Here is a 25,431-nt window from a genome sequence, read left to right as displayed (position 1 = left end):
CCGAGAACGTTAAACGTCCTCCAACTGCGTTTCGTGCAGAAGTCTTGTCAGTTCGTCAGGAATATCGAGATAGCGAAAGCGGCGAAGCTCAAAACCGACCTCGACGACGCCCCAGGGAGGCGCATAGGTTCGCCAGGGCGACACTTCCCCAAGAATGACGACGTGACCGCCATCAATGCCGCGGGCGATCCGCGCGACCGTGTAAATGGCGCCACGGGCCAAGCCCTCGCAACGACCATAGGGGCCCGCGGTCGCGTCTACGCAAACCACCTCGGCGCCGGGAGGCGTTTCAGGACTGATCATTTAGCGACCTCGTTCTGCGGCGCGATGAACGCGCGCTCCTAAATTAATTATGGAGCGCGCGTCGGCGGACGAAAGAGCCGACGCGCCGCAGAGCGGTCACCAGATTTTCAAAAAACCGAAAATGCCTCTCTTCAGCTTCTTGCGGTCGAGCGCGCTGAGCTCGTCATAGACGCGGCGCGCCGAGGCCCGCAGCTCCAGGAGCCTGTCGTCCGAGACGTCGAAATCAAGAACGGCGGACTTCAACTCGCGGCGCGCCTGGTCCAGCCGCGCCTGCGCATCCGCAATCAACGCATTCAGCATCATTACCCTCTTCGATGGTGACGTCGCGCCGAACTATAGCGCAACTAGGGAGAAAACGAACCCGAATGCGGCGCCCGCGGGCCGCGCGATCCGCGTCTTCCGCGCTATCGTTCTGCGCACGCCTACAAATTGACGGCGCCCATTTCTCGCGTGAGAAAGGCGAGGCCTCGGAGGGAATCGAACCCCCGTACAAGGATTTGCAGTCCTCTGCGTAGCCACTCCGCCACGAGGCCTTAGCACGGCGTGCGCCGCGTGGGCTCGCTCATACAGGAGGGCGTCATGACGAGCAAGCCAAGTCGCACGCGCCAAGTCGCACGCGTCAAGTCGCGCGAGGCAAGTCGCACGCGCCAGGCCGCGCGCGCCAAGTCGCGCGTCCGCGCGTCAATAGGGGCGGCCGTCCTTGTGCGTCATGATCCAGCGGCCGTCCGGGCCAAGCGCGGCTTTGAGGTCGTCGTCGGGATAGGTCGCCTCGTCGCCTGCCGACCGGTCGCCAATTTCCAGATAGACGACGTCGCGATCCGTTCTGTTGACGAGGCAGTGGGCTGCGCCCTGCGCCGGAAAGCCCGCGCACATGCGGGCGCGCAGGAGGATCTCTTCATCGTCGCGCAGCAGCGTCGGCTCTCCCTCCAGGACGAACACGAATTCGTCCTGCCGGCTGTGGCGATGCTTCAGCGCCGACTGCGCGCCGGGAGCAAGCCGCGTCAGATTGACGCCGAAATTGGTCAGCCCAAAAAAATCGCCAAGCGACCGTTTCTCGCGCCCCCGAACCCGCGCCGCGAACGGGTCAGGGTAGCTCGAGCGCCTGGCCCGAGGGGCGACATCCGCCGCCGCGACTGCGGCCGACAGGGACCTAATCGGCTTTTCCATGGCGCAGCTTTCTTTCGGGCCCCTGGACTGGCCAATTTGACAGGGGGCGCCCATTTTGACCATCTTCCGCCGCTCGCCAAGCCGGCGCGCCACCTGGAATAATCACGAAATGAATGTCGTTATCGTCGAATCGGCGGCCAAAGCGCAAACGATAAACAAATATTTAGGCAAGAATTTCAATGTGTTGGCCTGCTACGGCCATGTCCGCGACCTTCCCGCGAAGGACGGATCGGTCGATCCCGACCAGGATTTCTCCATGGTCTGGGAAATGGACGCCAAGGGCGCAAAGCGCGTCGCCGCCATCGCCGAGGCGGTGAAGGGCGCGGACAAAGTCATCCTCGCGACCGACCCCGACCGTGAGGGAGAGGCCATCTCATGGCACTTGCTCGACATTTTGAACAAGAAGCGCGCGCTCAAGGATAAGAAGATCGAGCGCGTCGTCTTCAACGCCGTCACCAAGGCCGCGATCCAAGAGGCGATGGCGCATCCGCGCCAGATTGATCAGGCGCTGGTCGACGCCTATCTCGCGCGCCGTGCGCTCGACTATCTCGTCGGCTTCACCCTGTCGCCGGTGCTCTGGCGCAAGCTCCCCGGCGCCCGTTCGGCCGGGCGCGTGCAGTCGGTGGCGCTGCGCCTCGTCTGCGACCGCGAGCTCGAGATCGAGAAATTCGTCGCTCGCGAATATTGGTCGCTCGTCGCCCATCTGAAGACCAAGGCGGGCGAACCCTTCACCGCGCGACTGGTCGGCGCCGACGGCAAGAAGATACAGCGGCTCGACATCGGCGCGGGCCAGGAGGCCGAGGACTTCAAAAAGGCGCTGGAGACCGCCGCCTTTGTGGTGCGCTCGGTCGAAGCGAAACCGGTGAAGCGCCACCCTTACGCGCCCTTCACGACCTCCACCCTGCAGCAGGAGGCGTCGCGAAAGCTCGGGCTCGCGCCGGCGATCACCATGCGCATCGCCCAACGCCTCTATGAGGGCGTCGACATCGGCGGCGAGACCGCTGGCCTCATCACCTATATGCGAACCGACGGCGTCGACATGGCCCCCGAGGCCGTCGCCAGCGTGCGCGGCGTGATCGGACGGGAATATGGCGAGCGTTTCGTTCCCAAGGTTCCGCGCAAATATACGACGAAGGCCAAGAATGCGCAGGAAGCCCATGAGGCGATCCGCCCGACCGATCCCGCGCGACTGCCCAAGGAAGTGGCCAAATATCTCGAACCCGAGCAGGCCAAGCTCTATGAGCTGATCTGGACGCGCACCATCGCCAGCCAGATGGAGTCGGCCGAGATGGAGCGAACCACCGTCGACATCGACGCCAAAGCCGGAGCCCGCGCCTTGGAGCTGCGCGCGACGGGTCAGGTCGTGCGTTTCCCGGGCTTCCTTGAACTCTATCAGGAAGGCCGCGACGACGGCGAGGACGAGGACGGCGGTCGCCTGCCGGCGATGGCGCAAGGCGAGCCGTGCACGCGCGAAAAAATCGACGCCACGCAGCATTTTACGGAGCCGCCGCCCCGCTTCACGGAAGCGACGCTGGTCAAGCGCATGGAGGAGCTCGGCATCGGGCGCCCCTCGACCTACGCCTCGACGCTCGCGGTGCTGCGCGACCGCGACTATGTGCGGATCGACAAGAAGCGCCTCGTGCCCGAAGACAAGGGACGCCTCGTCGTCGCCTTCCTCGAAAGCTTCTTCTCGCGTTACGTCGAGTTCGACTTCACCGCGGATCTCGAAGAAAAGCTCGATCTCGTCTCCAATAATGAGATCGATTGGAAACAGGTGCTGCGCGATTTCTGGCGCGATTTCTCGACCGCCGTCGACGGGACCAAGGATCTGCGCGTCAGCGAGGTGCTCGACAGTCTGAACGAGCTGCTCGGTCCCCACGTCTTCCCGCCGAAGGAAGACGGAAGCGATCCCCGGCTCTGCCCCGCCTGCAACAGCGGCCAGCTCTCGCTCAAGATCGGCAAGTTCGGCGCCTTCGTCGGCTGCTCCAACTATCCCGAGTGCCGCTACACGCGCACGCTCTCGCCGCCGACGGGCGACGCCGCCGACGCGGCGCGGCCAGGCGTGAAGGTTCTCGGCGTCAACCCGGAAACCGGCGCGGAAGTGACGCTGCGGGATGGGCGCTTCGGCGCCTATGTGCAGGAGGGCGAACAGGAGGAAGGCGGCGAAAAGCCCAAACGCGCGTCGCTGCCCAAGAGCATCAGGCCTGACGATCTGACGCTGACGCAGGCCATCGCCCTGCTCGCGCTGCCGCGCGAAGTCGCGAAACATCCGACGAGCGGCGATCCGATCGTCGCCGGCATCGGGCGCTTCGGCCCCTATGTCCAGCACGGCAAGACCTACGCCAATATCGGCCGCGACGACGACGTGCTGAGCATTGGCGCCAACCGCGCCATTGATCTCATCGTGCAGAAGGAATCGGGCGGCGGGGGCTCCCGTTTCTCGCGCGGCCCGGCGGAGCCGGCGCGCGCGCTCGGCGATCACCCGGAGGGCGGCGCGGTAAGCGTCAAATCCGGCCGCTTCGGTCCTTATGTGAACTGGGGCAAGGTCAACGCCACGATCCCGCGCGCCGTCGATCCGGCGTCGCTGACGCTCGAACAGGCGCTGGAGCTGATCGCGGAGAAGGCCGCCGGCGGCGGCGGGACGGGCGGCGGACGCTTGCTGGGCGAGCATCCCGAGGGCGGCAAGGTCACGGTGCGCCCCGGCCGCTTCGGCGCTTACGTCAATTGGGGCAAGATCAATGCGACGCTGGCCAAGGGCGCTTCGGCCGAGGACGTGACGCTCGAAGAGGCCCTGCGACTGATCGAAGCCAAGGGCGGCGCGCCGAAGAAGGGCGGCGCGAAAAAGGCGTCGGCCAAGAAAGCGCCCAATAAGAAAGCGCCGACCAGCGCCAAGAAGAAAATCGAAGACAGCGACGAGACGCCTTTTGACGATTCGAAACCCGTAAAGGTCGCGTCGACGGTCGCAAAGAAGGCTGCAGCCAAGAAGGCCCCCGCCAAAAAGCTGGCGACGAAAAAAGCCGCGGCGAAGTAGAAGAACGCGTTCTCGAATCTCCACAATTTTGAAGCGGCGTTTCAACTTTGCCGCCGGCGTCCTATATGAGTGATGCCGAATGTGCACGCCCGCCGCGCCGAACGGCGATTTTATTGCCTCTTTTGAGCGAGCCCTTGGCGAAAGACGACAAAGCAAAACACGCGGCGAAACACGCGGCGAAACACGCGCCCTCTCGCGAAGACATTCTCGCCTTCATCTCCCGCGAAACCGAGGCGGGCGGCCCGCGCAAGATCGGCGTGCGTGAAATCGCCCGCGCCTTCGGCGTGACCGGCGACGACCGGATCGCCATCAAGCGCATGCTCGCCGAACTCGCTGACGAAGGCGTTCTGGAAAAGCGCGGCAAGCGCGTGACCCGCAAGGGGACGCTGCCGCCTGTCGCGCTCGTCGACATCATCGCGCGCGACCGCGACGGCGAGATGATCGCCGCGCCGGTCGAATGGGACGAGGACGAGCTGGGCGCGGCCCCTCGCATTCGTATCCAGGCGCCGCGCCGCGCCCGGCCGGGCGAGCCCCTGCCCGGCGTCGGCGACCGCGCGCTCGTTCGCGCCGAACCAGATCGCGACGCAGGTCCGAACGATCCGCCCTATGTCGGTCGCGTCGTCAAACTCCTGTCGCGTCAGCGCCAGCGCGTGCTCGGCGTGCTGCATATCGAAGCGAACGGCGCCGGCCGCATCGAACCGATCGACAAGAAACAGGCCGGCCGCGAGCTCGCCGTCGCCGCCGCCGACATCGGCGAAGGAAAGCACGGCGATCTCGTCTCGATCGATCTCGTCGGCAAGACGCGCTTTGGCGCGCCGCGCGCCCGCGTGCGCGAGACTTTGGGCTCAGTAACGGGCGAAAAGGCGGTGAGCCTGATCGCGCTGCGCGCGCATGACATTCCCGACGTCTTTCGCCGCGAGGCGACGGCGGAGGCCGAACGCGCGCAGCCGGCGTCTCTACACGGGCGCGAAGACTGGCGCGACCTGCCGCTCGTCACCATCGATCCGCCGGACGCCAAGGATCACGACGACGCGGTCCACGCCGCGCCGGATGACGCGCCCGACAATGACGGCGGATTCGTCATTACGGTCGCGATCGCCGACGTCGCGCATTATGTGACGCCGCGCTCGGCGCTCGACCGCGACGCTTTGGAGCGCGGCAATTCGGTGTATTTCCCCGACCGCGTCGTGCCGATGCTGCCCGAACGCATCTCCAACGATCTGTGCTCCTTGCGGCCCAATGAAGATCGGCCGGCGCTCGCCGTGCGCATGCGCGTCACCAGCAAGGGCAGGAAGATCGACCATAGTTTTCATCGCGTGATGATGCGTTCGCACGCCAAGCTCGCCTATGCGCAGGCGCAGGACGCAATCGAGGGCCGCACCGACGACACGACAAAGCCGCTGCTCGCCCCCGTGCTCAAGCCGCTTTACGCCGCGCATGAAGCGCTGCAGCACGCCCGCAATCTGCGCGCCCCGCTCGATCTCGATCTGCCCGAGCGCAAGATCCTTCTGAAAAAAGACGGCTCCTTCGACCGCGTCATCATTCCGCCGCGGCTCGAAGCGCATCGGCTGATCGAAGAATTCATGATTCTGGCCAATGTCGCGGCCGCCGAAACATTGGAGCAGCATCGCCAGCAGCTGATCTATCGCGCGCATGACGAACCTTCGCGCGAAAAGGTCTCGGCGCTTTCGGAATTTCTCGCGACGATCGGCGTCAAGCTCGCCAAGGGCCAAGCGCTGCGCCCGGCGCATTTCAACGTGATCCTCGATCGCGTGAAGGGCTTGGAGCATGAGAACATCGTCAACGAGATCATTCTGCGCACCCAGGCGCAGGCCGAATATACGCATGAGAATTACGGGCATTTCGGCCTCAATCTGCGTCGCTACGCGCATTTCACCTCGCCCATCCGCCGCTACGCCGATCTGATCGTGCATCGCGCGCTCATCCGCGCGCTGAAATTCGGCGAAGGCGCCCTGCCCGACATGCCGGTCGGCGAACTTGCGGAGATCGCCGCCCGCATCTCGGCCGCCGAACGGCGCGCGATGGCGGCGGAGCGCGAGACCGTCGATCGGCTCATCGCGCATCATCTCGCCGACCAGATCGGCGCGCGCTTTCAGGCGCGCATTTCCGGCGTGACGAGATCCGGTCTGTTCGTGCGCCTCGCCGAGACGGGCGCCGATGGATTCGTGCCGGCGGCGACGCTGGGCCGCGAATATTTCGCCTATGACGAAGCGGCGCATGCGCTGACCTCGCGCTCCGGCGTCAGCTACCGGCTGGCGGATATTATAGAAGTGAAGCTGATCGAGGCGGCGCCGATCGCCGGCGCCTTGCGATTCGAAGTCGTGAGCGGCGGCGAACGCCGCGCCCCGCCGCCGCGCGCGAAAAAGGAACGTGAGCGAAAGCCGGCGCGCCGCAAAAGATAGTTTGATACGGGTCCGGCTGATCCGTTCGCTTGGACCGCTGTCATTCCCGACAGGCCGAAGGCCTGATCGGGAATCCAGAGCCGATTCCAAGAACGCTGGTTTGTTCTGGATTCCCGATCGCGCGCTTTGCGCGCGTCGGGAATGACAGGCGAGCCGTTCGAACGGAGCGTCGATCGACGCCCTATGTGATGCCCGTCACAACCGACTCTACTTCTCGCCAAACGCCGTTGCGCTTTTCGAGAATTACCGCCACGACCATAAATTCGAGAGGTAAGGGCGTCACCTTACCGTCTGGCCATCGTATGAATTGCCGTTCTTCAACAACTTTGACGAACGCAGCCTTACGAAATCTGGTGTCGAACACCGGAAAAGAATATTCTGAACGCCTATAGTTTTCAGATAGAGGAGAAGCTTCAATCTTACGCTCATCTCGCAATTTTACTTTTTTCTTGAATGCTTCAAACAACTCGTGAAATTCTTCTTTATCCTGATCTTCTGCGCAGAAAGCTTCCGGCTGCTTACCTTCCGGATCGAATATTTTCTTGACTTCATGAAAACCAGAAGGATGTTCCGCGGTCAGTCCCGCAAGCGCCTTGATCCCGAAATATTTGCGCGACAAACCCTCGGGAATGCTCGTCCACCTCCAGCTCGCCGCATAGAAGCAGCGCGGTAATGGATCGCGAGTCTTGTCGGGGTGCATGACCCCATAGGCGCGAAAGAGCGCGATCGCCTCTTTCACGACCCGCTCCTCCGCCTCCTCCGCCAGAGCGACGCCGGAAAACAATATGGCGGCGAGCGCGAAAGCGGTCGCGATATGATGTTTGAAATTCAACCTGGCCTCCATTGAAAAAGTTGAATTCACGCCTTCGAGAAAACGCAAAAGCCCCGCCGCTAACGATCGGCGGGGCTGCCATTGTATCCAAAGTTGCCGGCGGGCGCGCCGCGCCGTCCAATGATTATACGAGCGAAGAACCGACAGGCCCGGCGCGCTTCAGGCGCCCTTCGCGCAGATGAAGACCTGGCGGCGCCTGCCCCAGCATTCCCCCGTCCGATAGACCTTGCCGAGGCTGCGGCCGCCGAGGCTCGCCGTCCACGTCCGTCCATGATCTTGCGTCAGAACGACGGCGTCGGCTCCGGCGTTGAGCGTCAGCGTCGAGCGCCCGGGCTGGCGCAGCATGCAGCTACGCTCGAAGAGAACGCGTCCATCAATCTTGACGAAGCATTTTGCGCGGCGGCCTTCGTTCGCGGGCTCGTCCCCGCCCTGGCTTTCGCGCGCCGCGGTCCGCGCCGCCGGCGCCTCGTCTTCCGGCTCCGCCGTAACGGCGGCATCGACCGGCGGCGCGTCGTCGGAGGCGGTATTCGGCGGCGCCGCATCAGGCGGCGGAACCCTCGCCGCGCCGAGCGCCGGCGCGGCCGCGGAGACGTCGGTTTTTCGGGGCGGCGGCAGCGGCTCAGGCAAGGGCTCCGCCGCGGCCTGGGCCTCAAGAAGCCGTTCTTTCAACTCCTTGGAGTCGGGAATCATCGGCGTCGGAGGCGCAATGGACTCCGGCGGGGCGCTCAGGGCGAACGCCGAAGATGGCGCGACGTCGGCGGCTTGCGCGGCCTCGGTCGCGGGCGCCGGCTCGATCCGCACAGGCGTCGTCGGCGTTTCGACCTGACGCAGCGTCGCGCCATCCGCGCGCGGCGCGGGCGCGCCGCGCAGCGCGAGAGTCGCGACGACGACGCCTCCCAGCAGGATCGTCCCGGCGACGATATAAAACCAGATCGGCGCTCTGAGTGACGCGGCGCCCTGGACCGCGCGCCACTCGCCAGCGACGCCGCTCGAAAAATCCCTGATCCAGCCCAGCGCGCGCGTGTGGCGGAAGGGCTTCTCCAAGCTTTCGAGTTCTCTTAAGAGGCGCCGCTTCTCTTGGAGTATCCGCCGTTCGAAATTCTCCAACTCCGCGACTTTGCGCCGCTTTTCGAGTGTTACGCTCATACTACTCACTCCAAGCGCGTTCGCGTGAAGGCGAAGGAAGCACTTCTTCACGTCGATACATGCAGGCTCTGCGCTCGACGGCGCGCGCGAGCGCCAGCTACTTACGAGATATTTCTCCCCGCCTGACTATTCCCGCGCAATTCGCCGGAGTCGCTCCAGCCACACGCCGCTTCTCTTGTGGATTAACCAATAACATTATGGCTGTTCTTTGCCGTATCCTCTTGACGGGGCGCGAATCGCGCCGGACGCAGACCCGCCCGGCGCGCCTTCTTGACATCGTTCGCGCCGCACGTATGTTGCCGGCCAATTCGCTCCCGGCGCTCTCCGCGACCGGGACGATTTCTTTTCTCTGATAGACTGGGATGAGCGATGGCCAAGTCCGCCATGATCAAGATCAAGCTCCTGTCCACGGCGGATACGGGCTATTTCTACGTGACCAAGAAGAACGCGCGCACCAAGACGGAAAAGCTCGTCTTCAAGAAATATGATCCCGTCGTGCGCAAGCACGTGGAATTCAAGGAAACCAAGATCAAGTAAGCGCGCGCAGATAAAGCGCGCGCCTTGTCGAGGCGTGCGTCACAATCGCTGGACTAGCCGGAAGGAGCGTCGCCGCAGTGACGCTCCGAAATTTTTTGACTGGGGAAGAAACCGCCTTGGGGAAGGCGGCCGACTGACGATGGCTTCAAGGAGGCCACTCCAACCACCGCCAGTCGGCCAACCCCACGGACCCAGGAGATGCGGCGGACCTGAGCACTCCGCAGGGTATTCAAAGTTGTGCCGAATACGCATCGAACGCTTACGCACGCCATAGGTCTTCTTACAGGCCCTTCGACGCCGCCAGACGCGCAACTCATTTGGCGCAGTCACGTTACTCCGGCTGCACAAAAATGCAACTATCTGATATGAAATTTCACAGATGGGGAGTTGCGAGGGCGTTTCGACGACCAGCGTAACCAATAACATCGCGCCGTGATGAACGTGGCGCTGGAGGAGTAGATGGCATCTGGATTCCGCTTTGTTCTTGGGCTTGTGGCCGGCGTCTCGGTCGCCCTAACGCTTTCCGCCTGCGGCGAACATATGCCCGGCGACGCCACGGGCGCGAAGGTCTTGCGCAATCTTCTGGAGAAGAACGGCGTCGACGCCAAGCTCGTCTCCTTCAAGAAGGTGCAGGGCCGCGAAGTGAAGCGCGAGAACGTCGACGCCTACGAATTGATGTATGAGGCTGAAATTCAATTTCCCGAGGGTTTCGAAGCCAAATGCGCCGATGAGCGCGAGCGCGGAACATGCGCCTTTCTCGGTCTCGACGACAATCGGACCTTCGCCAAGGCCGAAGTGCATACGAGCGAAGGCACGCTGCATTTCGTGAAGAGCGAAAAGGGCTGGATGGCCGAGGATAGCAACGCCTATTAGCGCCGTGCGGGCGCTCGCGCCGATCGTCATTATTCCGGCGCGCCTAGACTCGACGCGCCTGCCCGGCAAGGCGCTCGCCGACATCGACGGTCGGCCCATGATCGTCCATGTCTGGGAGCGCGCATGCGCCGCAGCGCTCGGACCCGTCGTGGTCGCGACCGACTCTCCCGAGATCGCGCGCGCGATCGAATCGGTCGGCGGACGCGCGGCGCTCACGCGCGGCGCCCACCCCTGCGGCAGCGATCGCATCGGCGAAGCCTTGCGGGCGCTCGACCCGCAAGGCCGCCATGGCGCCGCCGTCAATCTGCAGGGCGACCAGCCGTTGCTTCCTGACGGGGCGCTCGCAGCGGCGCTCGCGCTTCTCGACGATCCAGCCGTCGACATCGGCACCCTCGCCTGCCCGGCTCGCGCCGAAGACGCTGGCGATCCCAACGTCGTCAAGCTCGTCGGAGCCTCGCTCGCGCCTGGACGGATTCGCGCGCTTTACTTTACGCGCGCCGCGGCGCCTTATGGCGCGGGGCCGCGATTGAAGCACATCGGCGTTTACGCCTTTCGCCGCGCCGCGCTGGAACGATTCGTCGCGCTTGCGCCCTCTCCGCTCGAATTGCGTGAGCGCCTCGAGCAGTTGCGGGCGCTCGAGGCCGGCATGCGCATCGACGCCGCGCTGCTGGACAAGGGCGCCCCATCGGTGGATACGGAACGCGATTTGGAGGCGCTGCGCGCCGCGGCGCGCGAACAGGACGCAATGTGACGCAATATATCGCCTATCAGGGAGAGCCCGGCGCGAATTCCGACCTCGTCTGCCGTCAGGCCTATCCGCATCTGACGCCGCTCCCTTGCGCAAGCTTCGAGGACGCCTTCGCATCGGTGACCGAGGAGCGCGCCGCGCTCGGCATGATCCCCATCGAGAATTCGATCGCCGGACGCGTCGCGGATATTCATCATTTCCTGCCGCATTCGGGTCTGCATATCGTCGGCGAACACTTCCTGCCGATCCATTTTCACCTGATGGCGCCCAGGGGCGCGACGCGGCAGGGGCTCAAAAGCGTCTACAGCCATGTCCATGCGCTGGGTCAGTGCCGCCGCGCCATCCGCCAATTTGGACTTGAGGCGCATACCGCCGGCGACACCGCCGGCGCCGCGCGGGAAGTCGCCGAATGGGCCGATCCGACGAAGGCCGCGATCGCGCCGCGGCTCGCCGCCGACATCTACGATCTCGACGTGCTGGCGGAGAACATCGAGGACGAGGCGCATAACACGACGCGTTTCATCGTGCTGTCGAAGACCAGGCATTGGGCGGCGCCGAGCGCGGGGTCGACGATCACCACCTTCATCTTTCGCGTGCGCAACGTGCCGGCCGCGCTCTACAAGGCGCTCGGCGGCTTCGCCACGAATGGCGTCAACATGACCAAGCTCGAAAGCTACATGGTTGACGGAGAATTCGCCGCGACGCGCTTTCTCGCCGACGCCGACGGCCATCCCGAGCAGCCGGCGATGGCGCGCGCGCTGGAAGAACTGCAGTTCTTCTCAAAGGAAGTGGAGATTCTCGGCGTTTATCCTGCGAGCGATTTTCGCCTCACCAATATCCGCGCCTTCGCCTTTGGGGATTGACAGGCCTCAAGCGCAATTGCTTTCCTTGCCGGCCTTCTTCAGCGGGAACGAGACTGTCGCCGCCAGGCGACGCTTTGTTCGCGCCATGAGCGACGTCCCTCGAGACGCAAGCGCCCGTCAGAACGGCCAAATGATTTTAAGGAGCAAGCGCTCGAAGGGAACAGCTCATGGCCGTCGCCTATGACCCCAATAACATCTTCGGCAAGATTCTGCGCGGAGAAATCCCTGCGCATAAGGTCTATGAGGATGACGTCTCCCTCGCGTTTATGGACATCATGCCGCGCGCCGAGGGCCATGTTCTGGTCATTCCGAAGGAAGGCGCGCGCGGACTCCTCGACGTCTCGCCGGAAACCCTCGGCGAATTGATGAAGCGCGTGCAGCATGTCGCGAAGGCGATCGAAAAGGCGTTCGCCGCCGACGGCCTGACGCTGCATCAATTCAACGAAAGCGCCGGCGGACAGGTGATTTATCACCTGCACTTCCATCTGCTGCCGCGTTGGGACGGCGTCGCCTTGCGCCCTCCGGGGACCATGGCGGACGACGCGAAGCTCGCGGAACAGGCGGAGAAAATTCGCGCCGCGATGGCGCCGTTCGCAGGATGAGTCCGCTGCGGCGCCGGCTTGCCTGATCGGGCGAGCCTCGCTGGAAAAACCTATTCTTCGCCGACCTTGGCCGGCCTCAGCGCCACCGGGCGCAGCAGGAAGGACGGCACGTGGTCGCCCAGCCCGATGACGGGCGGCCCATCCTCTTCATGATGGCGCGGGCGGCGCTCACGGCGCTCTGCGGCCGGCGCCCCATAGGCCGGGGGCCGTACGCCTTCTCCGTCGGCCTTGACGCGGCCGCCGCGCGACCGGCCGATGCTCACGGGCGCCTCGCGTTCGGGGGCGGCGGTCGTCGGCCGGCGGTGGACGGGCGCCTCGCGCTCGGCGGCGGCGGCTGTCGTTCGGCGGCTGACGGGCGCTTCGCGATCTGCGGCGGCCGGCCGGCGGCCGCGCTCCCGGCGCGGCCCGCGTTCGGCGCGCTCGCCGCGGCGCTCCTGCGGGCGGCTCGTCTCCATGGGCGGCGGCAAGGCGTCGAAGCCCGGTCCCTCCCAGTCGATCGCCTTGCCGATGAGGCTCTGGATCTGGTCGATATATTTCATGTCGTCTTCGGTGACGAGCGTGATCGCCACGCCCGACCGGCCGGCGCGGCCGGTGCGGCCGATCCGGTGCACGTAATCTTCGCTGTGCGTCGGGACGTCGAAGTTGAGCACATGGCTCACGTCCGGAATGTCGAGGCCGCGGGCCGCCACATCCGAACACACGATCAGCGACACATCGCCAGTCTTGAAAGCGTCGAGCGAGGCCATCCGCGCCAGCTGATCCATGTCGCCGTGCAGGGCGCCGGCGGAAAAGCCGTGCTTGACGAGCGAGCGATGAAGGGTAGCGACGTCGCGCTTGCGGTTGCAGAAGATGATCGCGTTTTTGAAGTTTTCGGCCTCGCGAATGAGCGTGCGCAACGTCTCGCGCTTGTCGGCGTGGCCCCGCGAAGCGACGAGAGCCTGCCTGATCGTGGTCGCCGTCGTCGCGGCGCGCGAGACTTCACAACGGATCGGATTATGCAGAAAGGCTTCCGTGAGCCGCGTGATTTCAGGCGGCATCGTCGCGGAGAAGAAGAGCGTCTGCCGCGTGAACGGCACCAGCTTGCAGACGCGCTCGATGTCGGGAATGAAACCCATGTCGAGCATACGGTCCGCCTCGTCGATGACGAGAATTTCGATCCCGGTGAGCAGCAGCTTGCCGCGATCGAAGAAGTCGAGCAGGCGGCCCGGCGTGGCGATCAGCACGTCGGCCCCGCGCATGATTTTGGTTTCCTGCTCGCCGAAGGCGACGCCGCCGATCAGCAGCGCGACGTTGAGACGATGGTTCTTGCCGTATTTGGCGAAGCTTGCTTCGACTTGCGCGGCAAGTTCGCGCGTCGGCTCCAGAATTAGCGTTCGGGGCATTCTGGCGCGGGCGCGGCCGCTTTCGAGACGGCTCAGCATCGGCAGGGTGAAGGCGGCTGTCTTGCCGGTGCCCGTTTGGGCGATGCCGAGAATGTCGCGCCCCTGCAAGGCGGGTGGAATGGCCTGCGCCTGAATTGGCGTGGGCGTCGTATAGCCGGACGTTTGGACGGCTGCGAGAACCTTTTGGGAAAGGCCCAGTTCTTCGAATGTCATTAATTATCCTGAATTACGGCTCGCATGTGCGGAAATTCCGCTTGCGCGCTAGCCGTAAAGAAGCGCGCGGGGATGTTGAGAGAAGTCGCCGTTGTCGCCGCACCGGCTATCTGGCCCGCCGACGGTCCGCCGCAAAGAAGCGCGGGCGATAGCCACGGGAATGCTTTAAGGGCAATTGCCAGATTGTCAATAAATATATGCGCATCGCGCCGCGCACACGAGGGCTGGTCGCAAAAAAACTAATGATCGGCGATTTCGCCAGCTTCGCCGCAAGGCGTCAGCGCCTTCCGCCCATTGCGCCTGTCCGGGATCTTGCCTGTCGGCAAGCGGTCGACGTCGGCCGCGCGCTGTTCTGGCGACGCCGGCGCCTCGGATTGCGGCGCCGCCCTGGCAAGGCGGCGCAGATCGGCTTCCGCGCCCTGGGAGAGGCCGACGGGCGCCAGCGCTTCGGGAGGCTCAAACATATTCGAGAGCAGCTTGGCGCCGAGCACGCTGCACAAACAAGCGGCGATTGACAACGCCGCGAGACTCCAGACGCCGGCCGGAAGGCCGGCGCGGGGGTGGCTTGAACGACGATGCTCGACGGGTCGACGCACTTGAATGCCTGAAGGTTAGCGGTGTGACGCTAATCTTGCGTGGGTAAATTTTTTATTGATGCGGCTTTCGACAAAACTCGCCGAGCGCGTCGCGCGACCCCTTGCCAAGCCGGAGGGAAAGCTCAAAACTAGCGATGTTCTTGATTTCCCTCACCGTGGAAATGGCCCAGATTCTGCGAGGCGACCCTAAAAGAACCACTGTGCCGACCTACATGAAAAGGATCGAAAGGGTGAAGACGTGGCGGCGGAGGATTTAACGCTAGCGATGGCGGCCAAGACGCCGCGAGCGGCCAAGGAGCCGCGCAAGGGGGGAGGCGACGTCGGCCCCGGGGCCGGAACCGCGCTCGTCACGCGAACGCGTCCTCAGACGCGCAAGCCCAATATGTACCGGGTGCTTTTGTTGAATGACGACTACACGACCCAGGAGTTCGTGGTGATCGTGCTGCGCAAATATTTCAACAAGTCGGTGGAGGAGGCCACGCGCATCATGCTCCACGTCCACAATCACGGCGTCGGCGAATGCGGCGTCTACACCTACGAGGTCGCTGAGACCAAAGTCACCCAGGTCATGGATTTTGCAAGGAAGCATCAGCATCCTCTGCAATGCATCATGGAAAAGAAATAGGACGAGCGCATGCCGACCTTCTCGCGCAATCTCAAGCAGACTCTCGACCGTGCGCTCGCGTCCGCCCGCGAACGGCGCCATGAATATGCGACGCTCGAGCACCTCCTGCTGAGTCTCGTCGAGGACGTCGACGCGTCGGCGGTGCTCCGCGCCTGTTCCGTGGATCTCGACGTCCTGACCAAGAATTTGCGCGACTACATCGATCGCGAGCTCGACAACCTCGTCAATGAAGACGCGGATGAATGCAAGCCCACCGCCGGGTTTCAGCGGGTCGTGCAGCGGGCGATCATCAGCGTCCAATCGTCCGGCCGCGAAGACGTCAGCGGCGCCAATGTTCTCGTCGCGCTGTTCGCCGAGCGCGAAAGCCACGCCGTCTATTTCCTGCAGGAGCAGGACATGACGCGCTATGACGCCGTCAATTTCATCAGCCATGGCATCGCCAAGCGTCCCGGGCTTTCGGACGCCAGCCGGAGTCCGCGCGGCGTCGAGGAAGACGGCGAGCGCAGCGAAGGCCGCGAGGGGCGCGACGGCGAGAGCCGCAAGAAGGAAGGCGCGCTCGAGGCCTATTGCGTCAATCTCAACAGGAAGGCGCGCGACGGCCGCATCGACCCGCTGATCGGCCGCGAGCCGGAAGTGCTGCGCACGATTCAGGTTCTGTGCCGCCGGCAAAAGAACAATCCCCTGCTCGTCGGCGATCCCGGCGTCGGCAAGACGGCGATCGCCGAAGGCCTCGCGCGCAAGATCGTCTCCAATGAGGTGCCGGAGGTTCTCGCCGGGGCGACGGTGTTCGCGCTCGACATGGGCGCGCTGCTCGCCGGCACGCGCTATCGCGGCGATTTCGAAGAACGCCTCAAGCAGGTCGTGAAGGAAATCGAGAACCACAAGAACGCGATCCTCTTTATCGACGAGATCCATACGGTGATTGGCGCGGGCGCCACCTCGGGCGGCGCGATGGACGCCTCGAATCTTCTGAAACCCGCGCTGGCGCAGGGCGTTCTGCGCTGCATCGGCTCGACGACCTATAAGGAATACCGGCAGTATTTCGAGAAGGACCGCGCGCTCGTTCGCCGCTTCCAGAAGATCGACGTCAACGAACCCTCGATCCCCGACGCGATAGAGATCGTGAAGGGGCTCAAGCCTTATTTCGAGGAGTTCCACAAGATCCGCTACACCAACGACGCGCTGAAGGCGGCGGTGGAGCTCTCGGCGCGTTACATTCATGACCGCAAGCTGCCGGACAAGGCGATCGACGTGATCGACGAAACCGGCGCGGCGCAGATGCTGGTCGCGGAAAACAAGCGCAAAAAGACCATCGGACTGAAGGAGATCGAAACGACGATCGCCACCATGGCGCGCGTGCCGCCGAAGACCGTCTCCAAGGACGACGCCGAAGTTCTCGCGCATCTCGATGAGACGCTGCGGCGCGTCGTCTACGGTCAGGACAAGGCGATCTCGGCGCTGACCTCGGCGATCAAGCTCGCGCGGGCCGGTCTGCGCGATCAGGAGAAGCCGATCGGCTGCTATCTCTTCTCCGGACCGACCGGCGTCGGCAAGACGGAAGCCGCGCGCCAGCTCGCGACATCGCTCGGCATCGAGCTCGTGCGCTTCGACATGTCGGAATATATGGAGCGCCATACCGTGAGCCGGCTGATCGGCGCGCCTCCCGGCTATGTCGGCTTCGATCAGGGCGGACTGCTGACCGACGCCATCGACCAGCATCCGCATTGCGTGCTGCTGCTCGACGAGATCGAGAAGGCGCATCCCGATCTCTACAACATCCTGCTGCAGGTGATGGACCACGGGAAGCTGACCGACCATAACGGCAAGACCATCGACTTCCGCAACGTCATCCTCATCATGACGACGAATGCGGGCGCGCAGGATCTCGCCCGCACGCCGATCGGCTTTACCCGCACGCGCCGCGATCTCGACGACAGCGAAGCGATCAACCGGCTCTTCGCGCCGGAGTTCCGCAACCGCCTCGACGCCATCGTGCCTTTCGGTCATCTGCCGGTCGACGTCATCAAGCGCGTCGTCGACAAATTCATCATGCAGCTCGAAGCGCAGCTTGCCGACCGCAATGTCACGATCGAGCTCACCGACGAAGCGCGCAGCTGGCTCGTCGAGCATGGCTATGACGAATCGATGGGCGCGCGGCCGATGTCGCGGGTCATTCACCAGCACATCAAGACGCCGCTCGCCGACGAGGTGCTGTTCGGCCGCCTCAAGAATGGCGGCGCCGTGCGCGTCGTCGTCGTCGGCGACGACAGCGGCGCGAAGTCGCTGGGCTTCGTCTTCCCGGAGGGTCCGGTGTTGCCGCGGCCCGAGCGCGACATCTTCGAGGCCGGCAAGAAGCGCGCGGCGGAGGAAGCCGCGTCGGGAGATGACGCAATTCGCGCTGCGGATACAGAACGCGACGAACGTCCGGCGCCGTTGAAGAGCTGACATCGCATCTCAAAGCGCGATGTTTTTTCGGAAAATCGCCAAGCCCCTCACCTTACCTCTCGTCTCGCGGGGAGAGGTAAGGTGAGGGGCTTGGGGTTTAGCGCGAACGAACTTTCTTTGCTCTCGACGCTTGCGGCTCCGGCTCCTTCGCGACCGACGGCCGTCGCGCCATCGCTTCGGCGAGATAGCGGCCGGTGTGGCTGCGCTTCTCCTTGATGATCTGAGACGGCGGTCCCGCCGCGACGATCTCGCCGCCCCCGTCGCCGCCCTCCGGCCCCATGTCGATGATCCAGTCCGCCGTCTTGATCACTTCGAGATTGTGCTCGATCACCAGGACCGTGTTCCCCTGCTCCACGAGTTCATGCAGCACTTCGAGCAGCTTGGCGACGTCGTGGAAGTGCAGACCTGTCGTCGGCTCGTCGAGAATATAGAGCGTGCGGCCTGTGGAGCGGCGCGACAGCTCCTTGGAGAGCTTGACGCGCTGAGCCTCGCCGCCGGACAGCGTCGTCGCCTGCTGGCCGACATGGATGTAATCGAGGCCGACGCGTTTTAAGGTTTCCATCTTGTCGCGAATCGATGGCACCGCCTTGAACAGAGTCGCCGCCTCCTCGACCGTCATGTCCAGGACGTCGGCGATGGATTTTTCGCGATATTTCACTTCCAGCGTCTCGCGATCGTAACGCTTGCCCTTGCACACGTCGCAGGTGACGTAAACGTCGGGGAGAAAGTGCATCTCGATCTTGATGACGCCGTCGCCCTGGCAGGCTTCGCAGCGGCCGCCCTTGACGTTGAAGGAGAAGCGTCCCGGCGCATAGCCGCGCGCCTTCGCCTCGGGGAGGCCCGCGAACCATTCGCGAATGGGCGTGAAGGCGCCGGTGTAGGTCGCGGGATTGGAGCGCGGCGTGCGGCCGATCGGCGATTGGTCGATGTCGATGATCTTGTCGATCTGCTCCAGGCCTTCGAGGCGATCGAAGGGCGCCGGATGCTCATGCGCGCCGGAGAGCCGCCGCGCGACGGCTTTGTAGAGCGTCTCGATGACGAGCGTCGACTTGCCGCCGCCCGAAACGCCGGTCACGCACGTAAACAGGCCGAGCGGCACTTCCGCGGCGACGTCCTTGAGGTTATTGCCGCGCGCGCCGAAGAGCTTGAGCCAACGGCCGGCCGTCGGCTTGCGCAGCTTGTGACGCAGGATCACCTGCTTCTCGCCGGTCAGATATTGCCCGGTGAGCGACGCGGGATCGTTCATGATCTCCTGCGGCGTCCCTTGCGCGACAATCTTGCCGCCGTGAATGCCGGCGCCCGGTCCGACATCGACGACATAATCGGCGGCGAGAATCGCGTCCTCGTCGTGTTCGACGACGATCACGCTGTTGCCGAGATTGCGCAGCCGCCGCAGCGTGTCGAGCAGACGATCATTGTCGCGCTGATGCAGACCGATCGACGGTTCGTCCAGCACATAGAGCACGCCGGTGAGCCCCGAGCCGATCTGCGAGGCGAGACGGATGCGCTGGCTTTCGCCGCCCGAGAGCGAACCCGAATTGCGCGAGAGCGTCAGATAGTCGAGACCGACGTCGACGAGAAAATTTAGCCGGTCGCGAATCTCCTTCAAGATGCGGAAGGCGATTTCATTGCGCTTCTTGTCGAGCGCGTCGGGGAGCGCGCGGAACCAGTCGAGCGCCGCGCGCACGGAAAGCTCCGAGACTTCGCCGATATGTTTGCCCGCGACTTTGACGGCGAGCGCTTCGGGCTTCAAACGGAAGCCTTCGCAGGCGAGACAGGGCGTCGCCGACATATAGCGGCCGATCTCTTCGCGCGCCCATTCGCTGTCGGTTTCGAGATAGCGCCGCTCGAGATTGATGACGACGCCTTCGAACGGCTTCTTCACGTCATAGGCGCGAAAACCGTCGTCATAGGAGAAGCGGATCTCCTCCTCGCCCGAACCATAGAGGATGACGTTTCGCGCCTTTTCAGAAAGCGTCTCCCACGGGACGTCGAGCCGAAATTTGTAGTGCTTGCCGAGCGCTTCGAGCGTCTGCTGGTAATAGGGCGAGGTCGACTTCGCCCAGGGCGCGATCGCGCCTTTGCGCAAGGTCAGCTTCGGATTGGGCGCGACGAGGTCGGCGTCGACCTTCTGCTCATGGCCGATGCCGCCGCAGACCGGACAGGCGCCGAAGGGATTGTTAAAGGAAAACAGCCGCGGCTCGATCTCCGGGATGGTGAAGCCCGACACCGGGCAAGCGAATTTCGAAGAAAACAAGATGTGATGCGGCGCGTAATGCGTCGAGACGTTCGCCGCGGCGGTCGGCAAATCGGCAATCGGCAGTCGACCGATTTCGGACTGCCGACCGCCGACTGCCGACTGCCCATCCGCGAACTCCACCACCGCCAGTCCGCCCGACAAGTCCAGCGCCGTCTCAAAACTGTCGGCCAGCCTGGCGCTCATGTCGGGACGCACGACGATGCGATCGACGACGACATCGATGTCGTGCTTCAATTTCTTGTCGAGCGCCGGCGCGTCGACGATCTCATAATAGGCGCCGTCGATCTTGAGGCGCTGAAAACCCTTCTTCGTATATTCGGCGATCTCCTTCTTGTATTCGCCTTTGCGGCCGCGCACGACCGGCGCGAGCAGATAGAGTCGCGAACCTTCGGGCAGCGCCAGCACGCGATCGACCATCTGCGAGACGGTCTGGCTCTCGATCGGCAGCCCTGTCGCCGGCGAATAGGGCACGCCGACGCGGGCCCAGAGCAGACGCATATAATCGTGAATCTCGGTGACCGTGCCGACGGTCGAGCGCGGATTTTTCGATGTCGTCTTCTGTTCGATGGAGATCGCCGGCGACAGCCCGTCGATCTGATCGACGTCGGGCTTCTGCATGATCTCCAGAAATTGCCGCGCATAGGCCGACAGCGACTCGACATAGCGGCGCTGGCCTTCGGCATAGATGGTGTCGAAGGCGAGCGACGACTTGCCCGAGCCGGAGAGGCCCGTGAACACCACGAGCTTGTCGCGCGGAATCGTCAGATCGACATTCTTGAGATTATGTTCGCGCGCGCCGCGAATGGAGATGGATTTGGAGTCAGCGAAAGCCTTCTCCACCACTAGGGCCACGGATTTTTTGCTGTTGCTCGCCATTGATGAGGGCTGGTGGGGAACGGGAAGCGCTAATTTAGGCGCTCGCGGGGGCGAAAGCCACTTGTTGCGCTGCGCAAATCACAAGCTGCCGCTCTCCGGATCAAATTCCTCGTCATTGCGAGCGAAGCGAAGCGATCCAGGACCTGGCGTCGCCTCTGGACCAAGGCGTCATTTGCGCTCGCGAGATCATCCGATCGCCGCCAAGACAATAGGCGCCTTTGTCGAATGGCGGTAACTCAGCCATATTCTGGCGCCTATCGCCATCAGCGCAAAAAATCCATGACGAAGAAACATCTTAGACTTGAAGCGGGGAAACCCCTCTACCGCCACCTCTATGTCCAGGTGCTCGCGGCTATTGCGCTGGGCGCGCTGTTCGGCGGGCTGGCGCCGGAGGCCGGCGCGCAGGACTGGGTGAAGGCGCTCGGCGACGGTTTCGTCAAGCTGATCAAAATGGCGATCGCCCCGATCATCTTCTGCACGGTGGTGTCGGGCGTCGCCCATATCGAGGACGCGCGCAAGGTCGGCCGCGTCGGACTCAAGGCGCTCCTCTATTTCGAGATCGTCTCCACATTCGCCCTCGCGCTCGGCCTGCTGGTTGGCAATTTTGTTCAGGTCGGCGCTGGCTTCGCCGGAAGGCCCGACCCTGCCGCCATCGCGAAATATACGGCGCTCGCCGAAAAGCGCGGCGGCGTCGATTTTCTGCTCGACATCATCCCCGACAGCGCGATCGGCGCCTTCGCCAAGGGCGATATTCTGCAGGTTCTGCTGTTCTCGCTGCTTTTCGGCTTCGCGCTCTTGGCGCTCGGCGAACGCGGCCGCGCGCTGCGGGTGATCATCGACGACGTCGGGCAAGCCATGTTCGGCGTCATCGCCATCATCATGAAAGCCGCGCCGATCGGCGCTTTCGGCGCCATGGCCTATACGGTGGCGAAATATGGTTCAGCCGCGCTTCTCTCGCTCGCCGGACTCGTCGGGCTGTTCTATCTCACGGCCGGGCTCTTCGTCGTCTTGGTGCTGGGCGTCATTGCGCGCGCGGCCGGCTTTAACATCTTCAGCCTTATCGCCTATTTGCGCGACGAGCTGCTCATCGTGCTCGGCACGTCCTCATCGGAAAGCGCCCTGCCCGCTCTGATGGAGAAGCTGCAATGGCTCGGCTGTTCGAAGTCGGTCGTCGGACTCGTCGTGCCGACCGGCTATTCCTTCAATCTCGACGGCACCAACATCTATATGACGCTGACGACGCTGTTCATCGCGCGCGCGATGGGCGTCGAGCTGGATCTTTCGCATCAGGCGACCATCCTCATCGTCACAATGCTGACGTCGAAGGGCGCAAGCGGCGTTTCCGGCGCGGGGTTCATCACGCTGGCGGCGACGCTTACGGCGGTCGATCCGCAGCTGGCGCCAGGCATGTCGCTCGTGCTCGGCGTCGATAAATTCATGAGCGAGTGCCGCGCCTTGACGAATTTCATCGGCAATGGCGTCGCGGTGATCGTGGTCTCCGCCTGGGAGGGCGAGCTGGATCGCGCGCGGCTGACGGCGGGGCTCGCACGCAAGATTGATCCTTCCGACGTCGCGATCGGCGTCACGACGAAATAAGCCAGGAGCCCACAGGCGCGCGCATCCATTAAGCCTTGGAAAGAGAACAAAATTCCGCTGTGCTTGCATGAAGTTACGGCAGATGCTAGAACAAAAAACGAACATTAAGGGTCTCCTGGCGCCACATCAGCTGTGGACAAGCCGAGCCGGCGCGCCCCAGGAGCGGCCTTTGCACTAGAGTGCCAGGCGTCAAGCAAGCGGAGAGCGACATGGCGGGCAGCGTCAACAAGGTGATCCTGATCGGCAATCTCGGCCGCGATCCGGAGGTGCGGACGCTGCCGTCCGGCGATCGCGTCGTCTCCTTCTCGGTCGCGACGACCGAGTCCTGGCGCGATAAGAACACCGGCGAGCGCAAAGATCGGACCGAGTGGCACAATGTGTCGATCTTCAACGAAAATCTCGGGAAGATCGCCGAGCAATACTGCCGCAAGGGATCGAAAATCTATCTCGAAGGCCAGTTGCAGACCCGCGAATATACCGACAAGGACGGCAATCAGCGCAAGGCGACCGATGTCGTGCTGCAGCGTTTTCGCGGCGAGCTGACTCTGCTCGACAGCAAGGGCGGACGCGGCGAGGGCGACTACGACAGCGGCTATGGCCAGAGCGGCGGATCCTTCGGCCGCTCCTCGCCGATGGAGCGCGGTCCCGCCGAACGGCGTCCCGCCCCGGCCGGCAAGCTTTCCGACCAACTCGACGACGACATTCCCTTCTGACCTCGGCCGCGCGCTCGTTTAGAGCAGGTTCCGAAAAAGTTGACAGACTTTTTCGATGAGAACCCGCTCCAACGTTTTGATTTGGAGCGATTCCTTATCGATCACATGATTCCATGTGATCGGGAAGCGCTCTAGAGCAGGCCCATGTGATCGCGAAGCGCTCTAAGAGCGCCCGCGCGACGCATATTCGAGGATGATGTCCGCCGCCCGAGCGCTCGGCGTCCGGCCTGCTTCGAGCAGGCGCGCGCGGACGCGCTGGAAGGCCGCGAGCTGCGCTTCGCGCGCGGCGCTCTCGCGCAAGAGCGGCCTTAAGGCCTCGGCGAGCGCGCGCGGCGTCGCCGCCTCCTGCAGGAATTCCGGCACGATATTCTCGCCGATGATAAGATTGGGCAGCACGATCGATTCGACTTTGACGAGAAAGCGCAGCAGCGATTCGGCGCGCGAGATCCTATAGGCGACCGCCATCGGCACGCCGGCGAGCGCCAGCTCCAGCGTCGCGACGCCGGACGTGACGAGCGCGGCGCGCGCATTGCGGAAGGCGGCGAATTTCTCAGCCTGGCTGACCAGACGCGGCGTCAGCGGCCAGCCCTGCAATTCACGCAGCAAGGTCTGCTCGACATTCGGCGCGACCGGAATGGCGACCTCGAAGTCGGCGCGTTCGCGCAAGAGAAGTTCGACCGCCTCGCCGTAGATCGGCGTCATGCGCCGCACTTCCGCCAGTCGCGACCCGGGCAGAACAAGCAGCGAGCGCGCGCCGCGATCCTGAAAAGGCCGCGTCAACTCGTCGAGACGCTCGACGAGCGGATGGCCGACATAGACGCATCGCGGGCCGCCGAGGCGAACATGCGCCTGCGGCTCGAAGGGCAGCAGCGCCAACAGGCAATCGACGTATTCGCGCATCGCGGGCGCGCGGCCAGGCCGCCACGCCCATACGGTCGGGCTGACGTAATTAATGATCGGCAGGTCAGGTCGGGCGGCCCGCACGCGGCGCGCGACGCGATGGGTAAAATCCGGCGCGTCGATGATGACGAGACAATCCGGCGCCTGATCGACGACCGCGCGCGCCGTCTGTGCGATCCGCCGGACAAGGCGCGGCAGCCGGGCCAAGACCGGAACGAGGCCCATCACCGCGATGTCTTCGAGCGGAAACAGCGAAACGAGGCCTTCGCGCGCCATCGCCTCGCCTCCGACGCCGGCGAAAACGGTCTCCGGACGCGCGGCGCGCAAAGCCCGCATCAGCGCTGCGCCGAGCTGATCGCCAGAGGCTTCGCCGGCGACAAGGAAGATGCGCGGCGCGCTCATGGCGATTCAGCGCGCGCGCGAGGCGCGCAAAGCGGCCGCGTCGAAGGCGCGCGCAGAAATTCGACGATCGCCGCACTGTCTGCGTCGCCGGCGAAATCCCGTGACAGACAGTCGATGCGTTCGCTCAGCGCGCGCGCCTCTCGCGCGAAGAGCAGGCGATAGGCCCGGCGCAGCCGCTCGATGCGCTCCGGCGCGAAACCGCGCCGCTGCAGGCCGATGCGGTTGAGGCCGAACAGATGGGCGCGATTGCCCGACGCAAGCGCGAAGGGAATGACGTCGCCTTCGACGCCCGAGAGGCCGCCGACGAAGGCATGCGCGCCGATCCGCACATGCTGATGCACCGCCGTCGCGCCGCCGATCATCGCATGGTCCCCAATCTCGACGTGCCCGCCTAGCAGAACCTGATTGGACAGTATCACGTCGTCGCCCAGCCGACAGTCGTGAGCGACGTGCGAAGCGGCAAGAAATACGCAGCGCGCCCCAATGCGCGTGCCCTCCCCCGCGCCTGCATTGATCGTCACGCCTTCGCGAATGACGCAATCGTCGCCGATCGTCAGCGCGCCCTGCGCGAGCGCAGCCTTGATATCCTGCGACGGCAGTCCCACCGCGGCGAAGGGGAAAATCCGGGCGCGCGCGCCGATCCGCGTCCGCCCGCCGACGACGACATGGGAGAGGAGAGTCGCGCCGTCGCCGATCTCGACGCCGGCGCCGATATGGCAAAACGGGCCGATGGCGACGCCGGCGCCGAGCCGCGCGCCGTCTTCGATCACACAGGACGGATGAACCGAAGGGTTCAATGTCGCACTCGCCGCGCCGGCGCTAGAGCGCATTGCGAAAAAGAGGGAACCGGTTTTCGCATAGAGCGCGCTCTAAACTTTGGGAATCGATCACGTTATCT

General features: G+C 64.1%; 21 protein-coding genes and 1 tRNA gene. 11 read left to right on the top strand and 11 right to left on the bottom strand.

Going from position 1 to position 25,431, the window contains the following annotated elements:
• Positions 1 to 9: 9 nt before the first annotated feature.
• From BN69_RS15765 to BN69_RS15750, 4 genes are all read right to left on the bottom strand, one after another.
• Entirely contained in the window at positions 10 to 303 is a 294-nt protein-coding gene (locus BN69_RS15765; RefSeq protein ID WP_014892642.1) for a hypothetical protein, read from the bottom strand.
• A gap of 96 nt (positions 304 to 399) precedes the next feature.
• Positions 400 to 606: a hypothetical protein gene (locus BN69_RS15760; protein ID WP_244434978.1), complete on the bottom strand. Its 207-nt coding sequence runs from the start codon at positions 604 to 606 to the stop codon at positions 400 to 402.
• 159 nt (positions 607 to 765) lie between these two features.
• Positions 766 to 836: transfer RNA gene (locus tag BN69_RS15755), tRNA-Cys, on the bottom strand.
• A 148-nt stretch (positions 837 to 984) separates the two neighbouring features.
• Positions 985 to 1,470, bottom strand: coding sequence for a cupin domain-containing protein (locus BN69_RS15750; RefSeq protein ID WP_014892640.1), 486 nt, complete (start codon positions 1,468 to 1,470; stop codon positions 985 to 987).
• Between the two features lie 109 nt (positions 1,471 to 1,579).
• On the opposite strand from BN69_RS15750, the gene topA reads away from it, so the two are divergent.
• Both topA and rnr read left to right on the top strand, forming a co-directional pair.
• Positions 1,580 to 4,501 carry a type I DNA topoisomerase gene (gene topA / locus BN69_RS15745; protein ID WP_014892639.1) on the top strand — a complete coding sequence of 974 codons (2,922 nt, stop codon included), beginning with the start codon at positions 1,580 to 1,582 and terminating at the stop codon, positions 4,499 to 4,501.
• A gap of 65 nt (positions 4,502 to 4,566) precedes the next feature.
• Entirely contained in the window at positions 4,567 to 6,924 is a 2,358-nt protein-coding gene (gene rnr, locus BN69_RS15740; RefSeq protein ID WP_051013334.1) for a ribonuclease R, read from the top strand.
• A gap of 181 nt (positions 6,925 to 7,105) precedes the next feature.
• On the opposite strand, the gene BN69_RS15735 is transcribed toward rnr, so the two are convergent.
• Together BN69_RS15735 and BN69_RS15730 are read right to left on the bottom strand one after the other, a co-directional pair.
• The gene (locus BN69_RS15735; protein ID WP_014892637.1) at positions 7,106 to 7,804 is read right to left on the bottom strand and encodes a hypothetical protein; all 699 of its coding nucleotides are present in this window, start codon (positions 7,802 to 7,804) and stop codon (positions 7,106 to 7,108) included.
• Between the two features lie 111 nt (positions 7,805 to 7,915).
• Entirely contained in the window at positions 7,916 to 8,902 is a 987-nt protein-coding gene (locus tag BN69_RS15730; RefSeq protein ID WP_014892636.1) for a hypothetical protein, read from the bottom strand.
• A 369-nt stretch (positions 8,903 to 9,271) separates the two neighbouring features.
• On the opposite strand from BN69_RS15730, the gene rpmG reads away from it, so the two are divergent.
• The 5 genes from rpmG to BN69_RS15705 all read left to right on the top strand — a co-directional run bounded on the left by rpmG (position 9,272) and on the right by BN69_RS15705 (position 12,525).
• Complete coding sequence (gene rpmG / locus BN69_RS15725) at positions 9,272 to 9,439, top strand: 50S ribosomal protein L33 (RefSeq protein WP_014892635.1); 168 nt, start codon at positions 9,272 to 9,274, stop codon at positions 9,437 to 9,439.
• 459 nt (positions 9,440 to 9,898) lie between these two features.
• A complete protein-coding gene (locus BN69_RS15720) occupies positions 9,899 to 10,312 on the top strand; it encodes a hypothetical protein (protein WP_014892634.1) in 414 nt (137 codons plus the stop codon).
• A 4-nt stretch (positions 10,313 to 10,316) separates the two neighbouring features.
• On the top strand, positions 10,317 to 11,063 hold the full coding sequence (locus tag BN69_RS15715) for a 3-deoxy-manno-octulosonate cytidylyltransferase (protein ID WP_014892633.1): 747 nt from the start codon (positions 10,317 to 10,319) through the stop codon (positions 11,061 to 11,063).
• The gene (locus BN69_RS15710) at positions 11,060 to 11,923 is read left to right on the top strand and encodes a prephenate dehydratase (RefSeq protein WP_014892632.1); all 864 of its coding nucleotides are present in this window, start codon (positions 11,060 to 11,062) and stop codon (positions 11,921 to 11,923) included. Before BN69_RS15715 ends, BN69_RS15710 begins: the two co-directional genes overlap by 4 nt.
• A gap of 167 nt (positions 11,924 to 12,090) precedes the next feature.
• A complete protein-coding gene (locus BN69_RS15705; RefSeq protein WP_014892631.1) occupies positions 12,091 to 12,525 on the top strand; it encodes an HIT family protein in 435 nt (144 codons plus the stop codon).
• A 50-nt stretch (positions 12,526 to 12,575) separates the two neighbouring features.
• On the opposite strand, the gene BN69_RS15700 is transcribed toward BN69_RS15705, so the two are convergent.
• Both BN69_RS15700 and BN69_RS15695 read right to left on the bottom strand, forming a co-directional pair.
• A complete protein-coding gene (locus BN69_RS15700) occupies positions 12,576 to 14,120 on the bottom strand; it encodes a DEAD/DEAH box helicase (RefSeq protein ID WP_014892630.1) in 1,545 nt (514 codons plus the stop codon).
• A gap of 239 nt (positions 14,121 to 14,359) precedes the next feature.
• Positions 14,360 to 14,638: a hypothetical protein gene (locus BN69_RS15695; protein WP_244434977.1), complete on the bottom strand. Its 279-nt coding sequence runs from the start codon at positions 14,636 to 14,638 to the stop codon at positions 14,360 to 14,362.
• 343 nt (positions 14,639 to 14,981) lie between these two features.
• Here BN69_RS15695 and clpS point away from each other — a divergent pair, with 343 nt between their 5' ends.
• Positions 14,982 to 15,341: an ATP-dependent Clp protease adapter ClpS gene (gene clpS / locus BN69_RS15690; protein ID WP_014892628.1), complete on the top strand. Its 360-nt coding sequence runs from the start codon at positions 14,982 to 14,984 to the stop codon at positions 15,339 to 15,341.
• Between the two features lie 9 nt (positions 15,342 to 15,350).
• Entirely contained in the window at positions 15,351 to 17,786 is a 2,436-nt protein-coding gene (clpA, locus tag BN69_RS15685) for an ATP-dependent Clp protease ATP-binding subunit ClpA (RefSeq protein ID WP_014892627.1), read from the top strand.
• 97 nt (positions 17,787 to 17,883) lie between these two features.
• Here clpA and uvrA read toward each other — a convergent pair whose 3' ends face one another.
• A complete protein-coding gene (gene uvrA, locus BN69_RS15680) occupies positions 17,884 to 20,922 on the bottom strand; it encodes an excinuclease ABC subunit UvrA (protein WP_051013331.1) in 3,039 nt (1,012 codons plus the stop codon).
• Between the two features lie 279 nt (positions 20,923 to 21,201).
• On the opposite strand from uvrA, the gene dctA reads away from it, so the two are divergent.
• Both dctA and ssb read left to right on the top strand, forming a co-directional pair.
• Entirely contained in the window at positions 21,202 to 22,518 is a 1,317-nt protein-coding gene (gene dctA, locus BN69_RS15675; protein WP_014892625.1) for a C4-dicarboxylate transporter DctA, read from the top strand.
• A 209-nt stretch (positions 22,519 to 22,727) separates the two neighbouring features.
• Positions 22,728 to 23,231 (top strand): single-stranded DNA-binding protein, encoded by a 504-nt coding sequence (ssb, locus tag BN69_RS15670; protein ID WP_014892624.1) that lies wholly within the window; start codon positions 22,728 to 22,730, stop codon positions 23,229 to 23,231.
• A 162-nt stretch (positions 23,232 to 23,393) separates the two neighbouring features.
• On the opposite strand, the gene lpxB is transcribed toward ssb, so the two are convergent.
• The gene (gene lpxB / locus BN69_RS15665) at positions 23,394 to 24,533 is read right to left on the bottom strand and encodes a lipid-A-disaccharide synthase (protein ID WP_014892623.1); all 1,140 of its coding nucleotides are present in this window, start codon (positions 24,531 to 24,533) and stop codon (positions 23,394 to 23,396) included.
• The gene (gene lpxA, locus BN69_RS15660; protein ID WP_014892622.1) at positions 24,530 to 25,363 is read right to left on the bottom strand and encodes an acyl-ACP--UDP-N-acetylglucosamine O-acyltransferase; all 834 of its coding nucleotides are present in this window, start codon (positions 25,361 to 25,363) and stop codon (positions 24,530 to 24,532) included. The genes lpxB and lpxA overlap by 4 nt, the downstream gene beginning before the upstream one ends.
• Positions 25,364 to 25,431: the final 68 nt, after the last annotated feature.

The sequence above is a fragment of the Methylocystis sp. SC2 genome (assembly GCF_000304315.1).
Taxonomy (GTDB): Bacteria; Pseudomonadota; Alphaproteobacteria; order Rhizobiales; family Beijerinckiaceae; genus Methylocystis.
This window is presented reverse-complemented; position numbering and strand designations above follow the sequence as displayed.

Excerpts from the sequence above, each read along its gene's own strand:
- BN69_RS15765 (WP_014892642.1), bottom strand. The coding sequence starts at position 303 with ATGATCAGTCCTGAAACGCCTCCCGGCGCCGAGGTGGTTTGCGTAGAC.
- BN69_RS15760 (WP_244434978.1), bottom strand. The coding sequence starts at position 606 with ATGATGCTGAATGCGTTGATTGCGGATGCGCAGGCGCGGCTGGACCAG.
- BN69_RS15750 (WP_014892640.1), bottom strand. The coding sequence starts at position 1,470 with ATGGAAAAGCCGATTAGGTCCCTGTCGGCCGCAGTCGCGGCGGCGGAT.
- topA (WP_014892639.1), top strand. The coding sequence starts at position 1,580 with ATGAATGTCGTTATCGTCGAATCGGCGGCCAAAGCGCAAACGATAAAC.
- rnr (WP_051013334.1), top strand. The coding sequence starts at position 4,567 with ATGAGTGATGCCGAATGTGCACGCCCGCCGCGCCGAACGGCGATTTTA.
- BN69_RS15730 (WP_014892636.1), bottom strand. The coding sequence starts at position 8,902 with ATGAGCGTAACACTCGAAAAGCGGCGCAAAGTCGCGGAGTTGGAGAAT.
- rpmG (WP_014892635.1), top strand. The coding sequence starts at position 9,272 with ATGGCCAAGTCCGCCATGATCAAGATCAAGCTCCTGTCCACGGCGGAT.
- BN69_RS15720 (WP_014892634.1), top strand. The coding sequence starts at position 9,899 with ATGGCATCTGGATTCCGCTTTGTTCTTGGGCTTGTGGCCGGCGTCTCG.
- BN69_RS15705 (WP_014892631.1), top strand. The coding sequence starts at position 12,091 with ATGGCCGTCGCCTATGACCCCAATAACATCTTCGGCAAGATTCTGCGC.
- BN69_RS15700 (WP_014892630.1), bottom strand. The coding sequence starts at position 14,120 with ATGACATTCGAAGAACTGGGCCTTTCCCAAAAGGTTCTCGCAGCCGTC.
- clpS (WP_014892628.1), top strand. The coding sequence starts at position 14,982 with ATGGCGGCCAAGACGCCGCGAGCGGCCAAGGAGCCGCGCAAGGGGGGA.
- clpA (WP_014892627.1), top strand. The coding sequence starts at position 15,351 with ATGCCGACCTTCTCGCGCAATCTCAAGCAGACTCTCGACCGTGCGCTC.
- uvrA (WP_051013331.1), bottom strand. The coding sequence starts at position 20,922 with ATGGCGAGCAACAGCAAAAAATCCGTGGCCCTAGTGGTGGAGAAGGCT.
- dctA (WP_014892625.1), top strand. The coding sequence starts at position 21,202 with ATGACGAAGAAACATCTTAGACTTGAAGCGGGGAAACCCCTCTACCGC.
- ssb (WP_014892624.1), top strand. The coding sequence starts at position 22,728 with ATGGCGGGCAGCGTCAACAAGGTGATCCTGATCGGCAATCTCGGCCGC.
- lpxB (WP_014892623.1), bottom strand. The coding sequence starts at position 24,533 with ATGAGCGCGCCGCGCATCTTCCTTGTCGCCGGCGAAGCCTCTGGCGAT.
- lpxA (WP_014892622.1), bottom strand. The coding sequence starts at position 25,363 with ATGCGCTCTAGCGCCGGCGCGGCGAGTGCGACATTGAACCCTTCGGTT.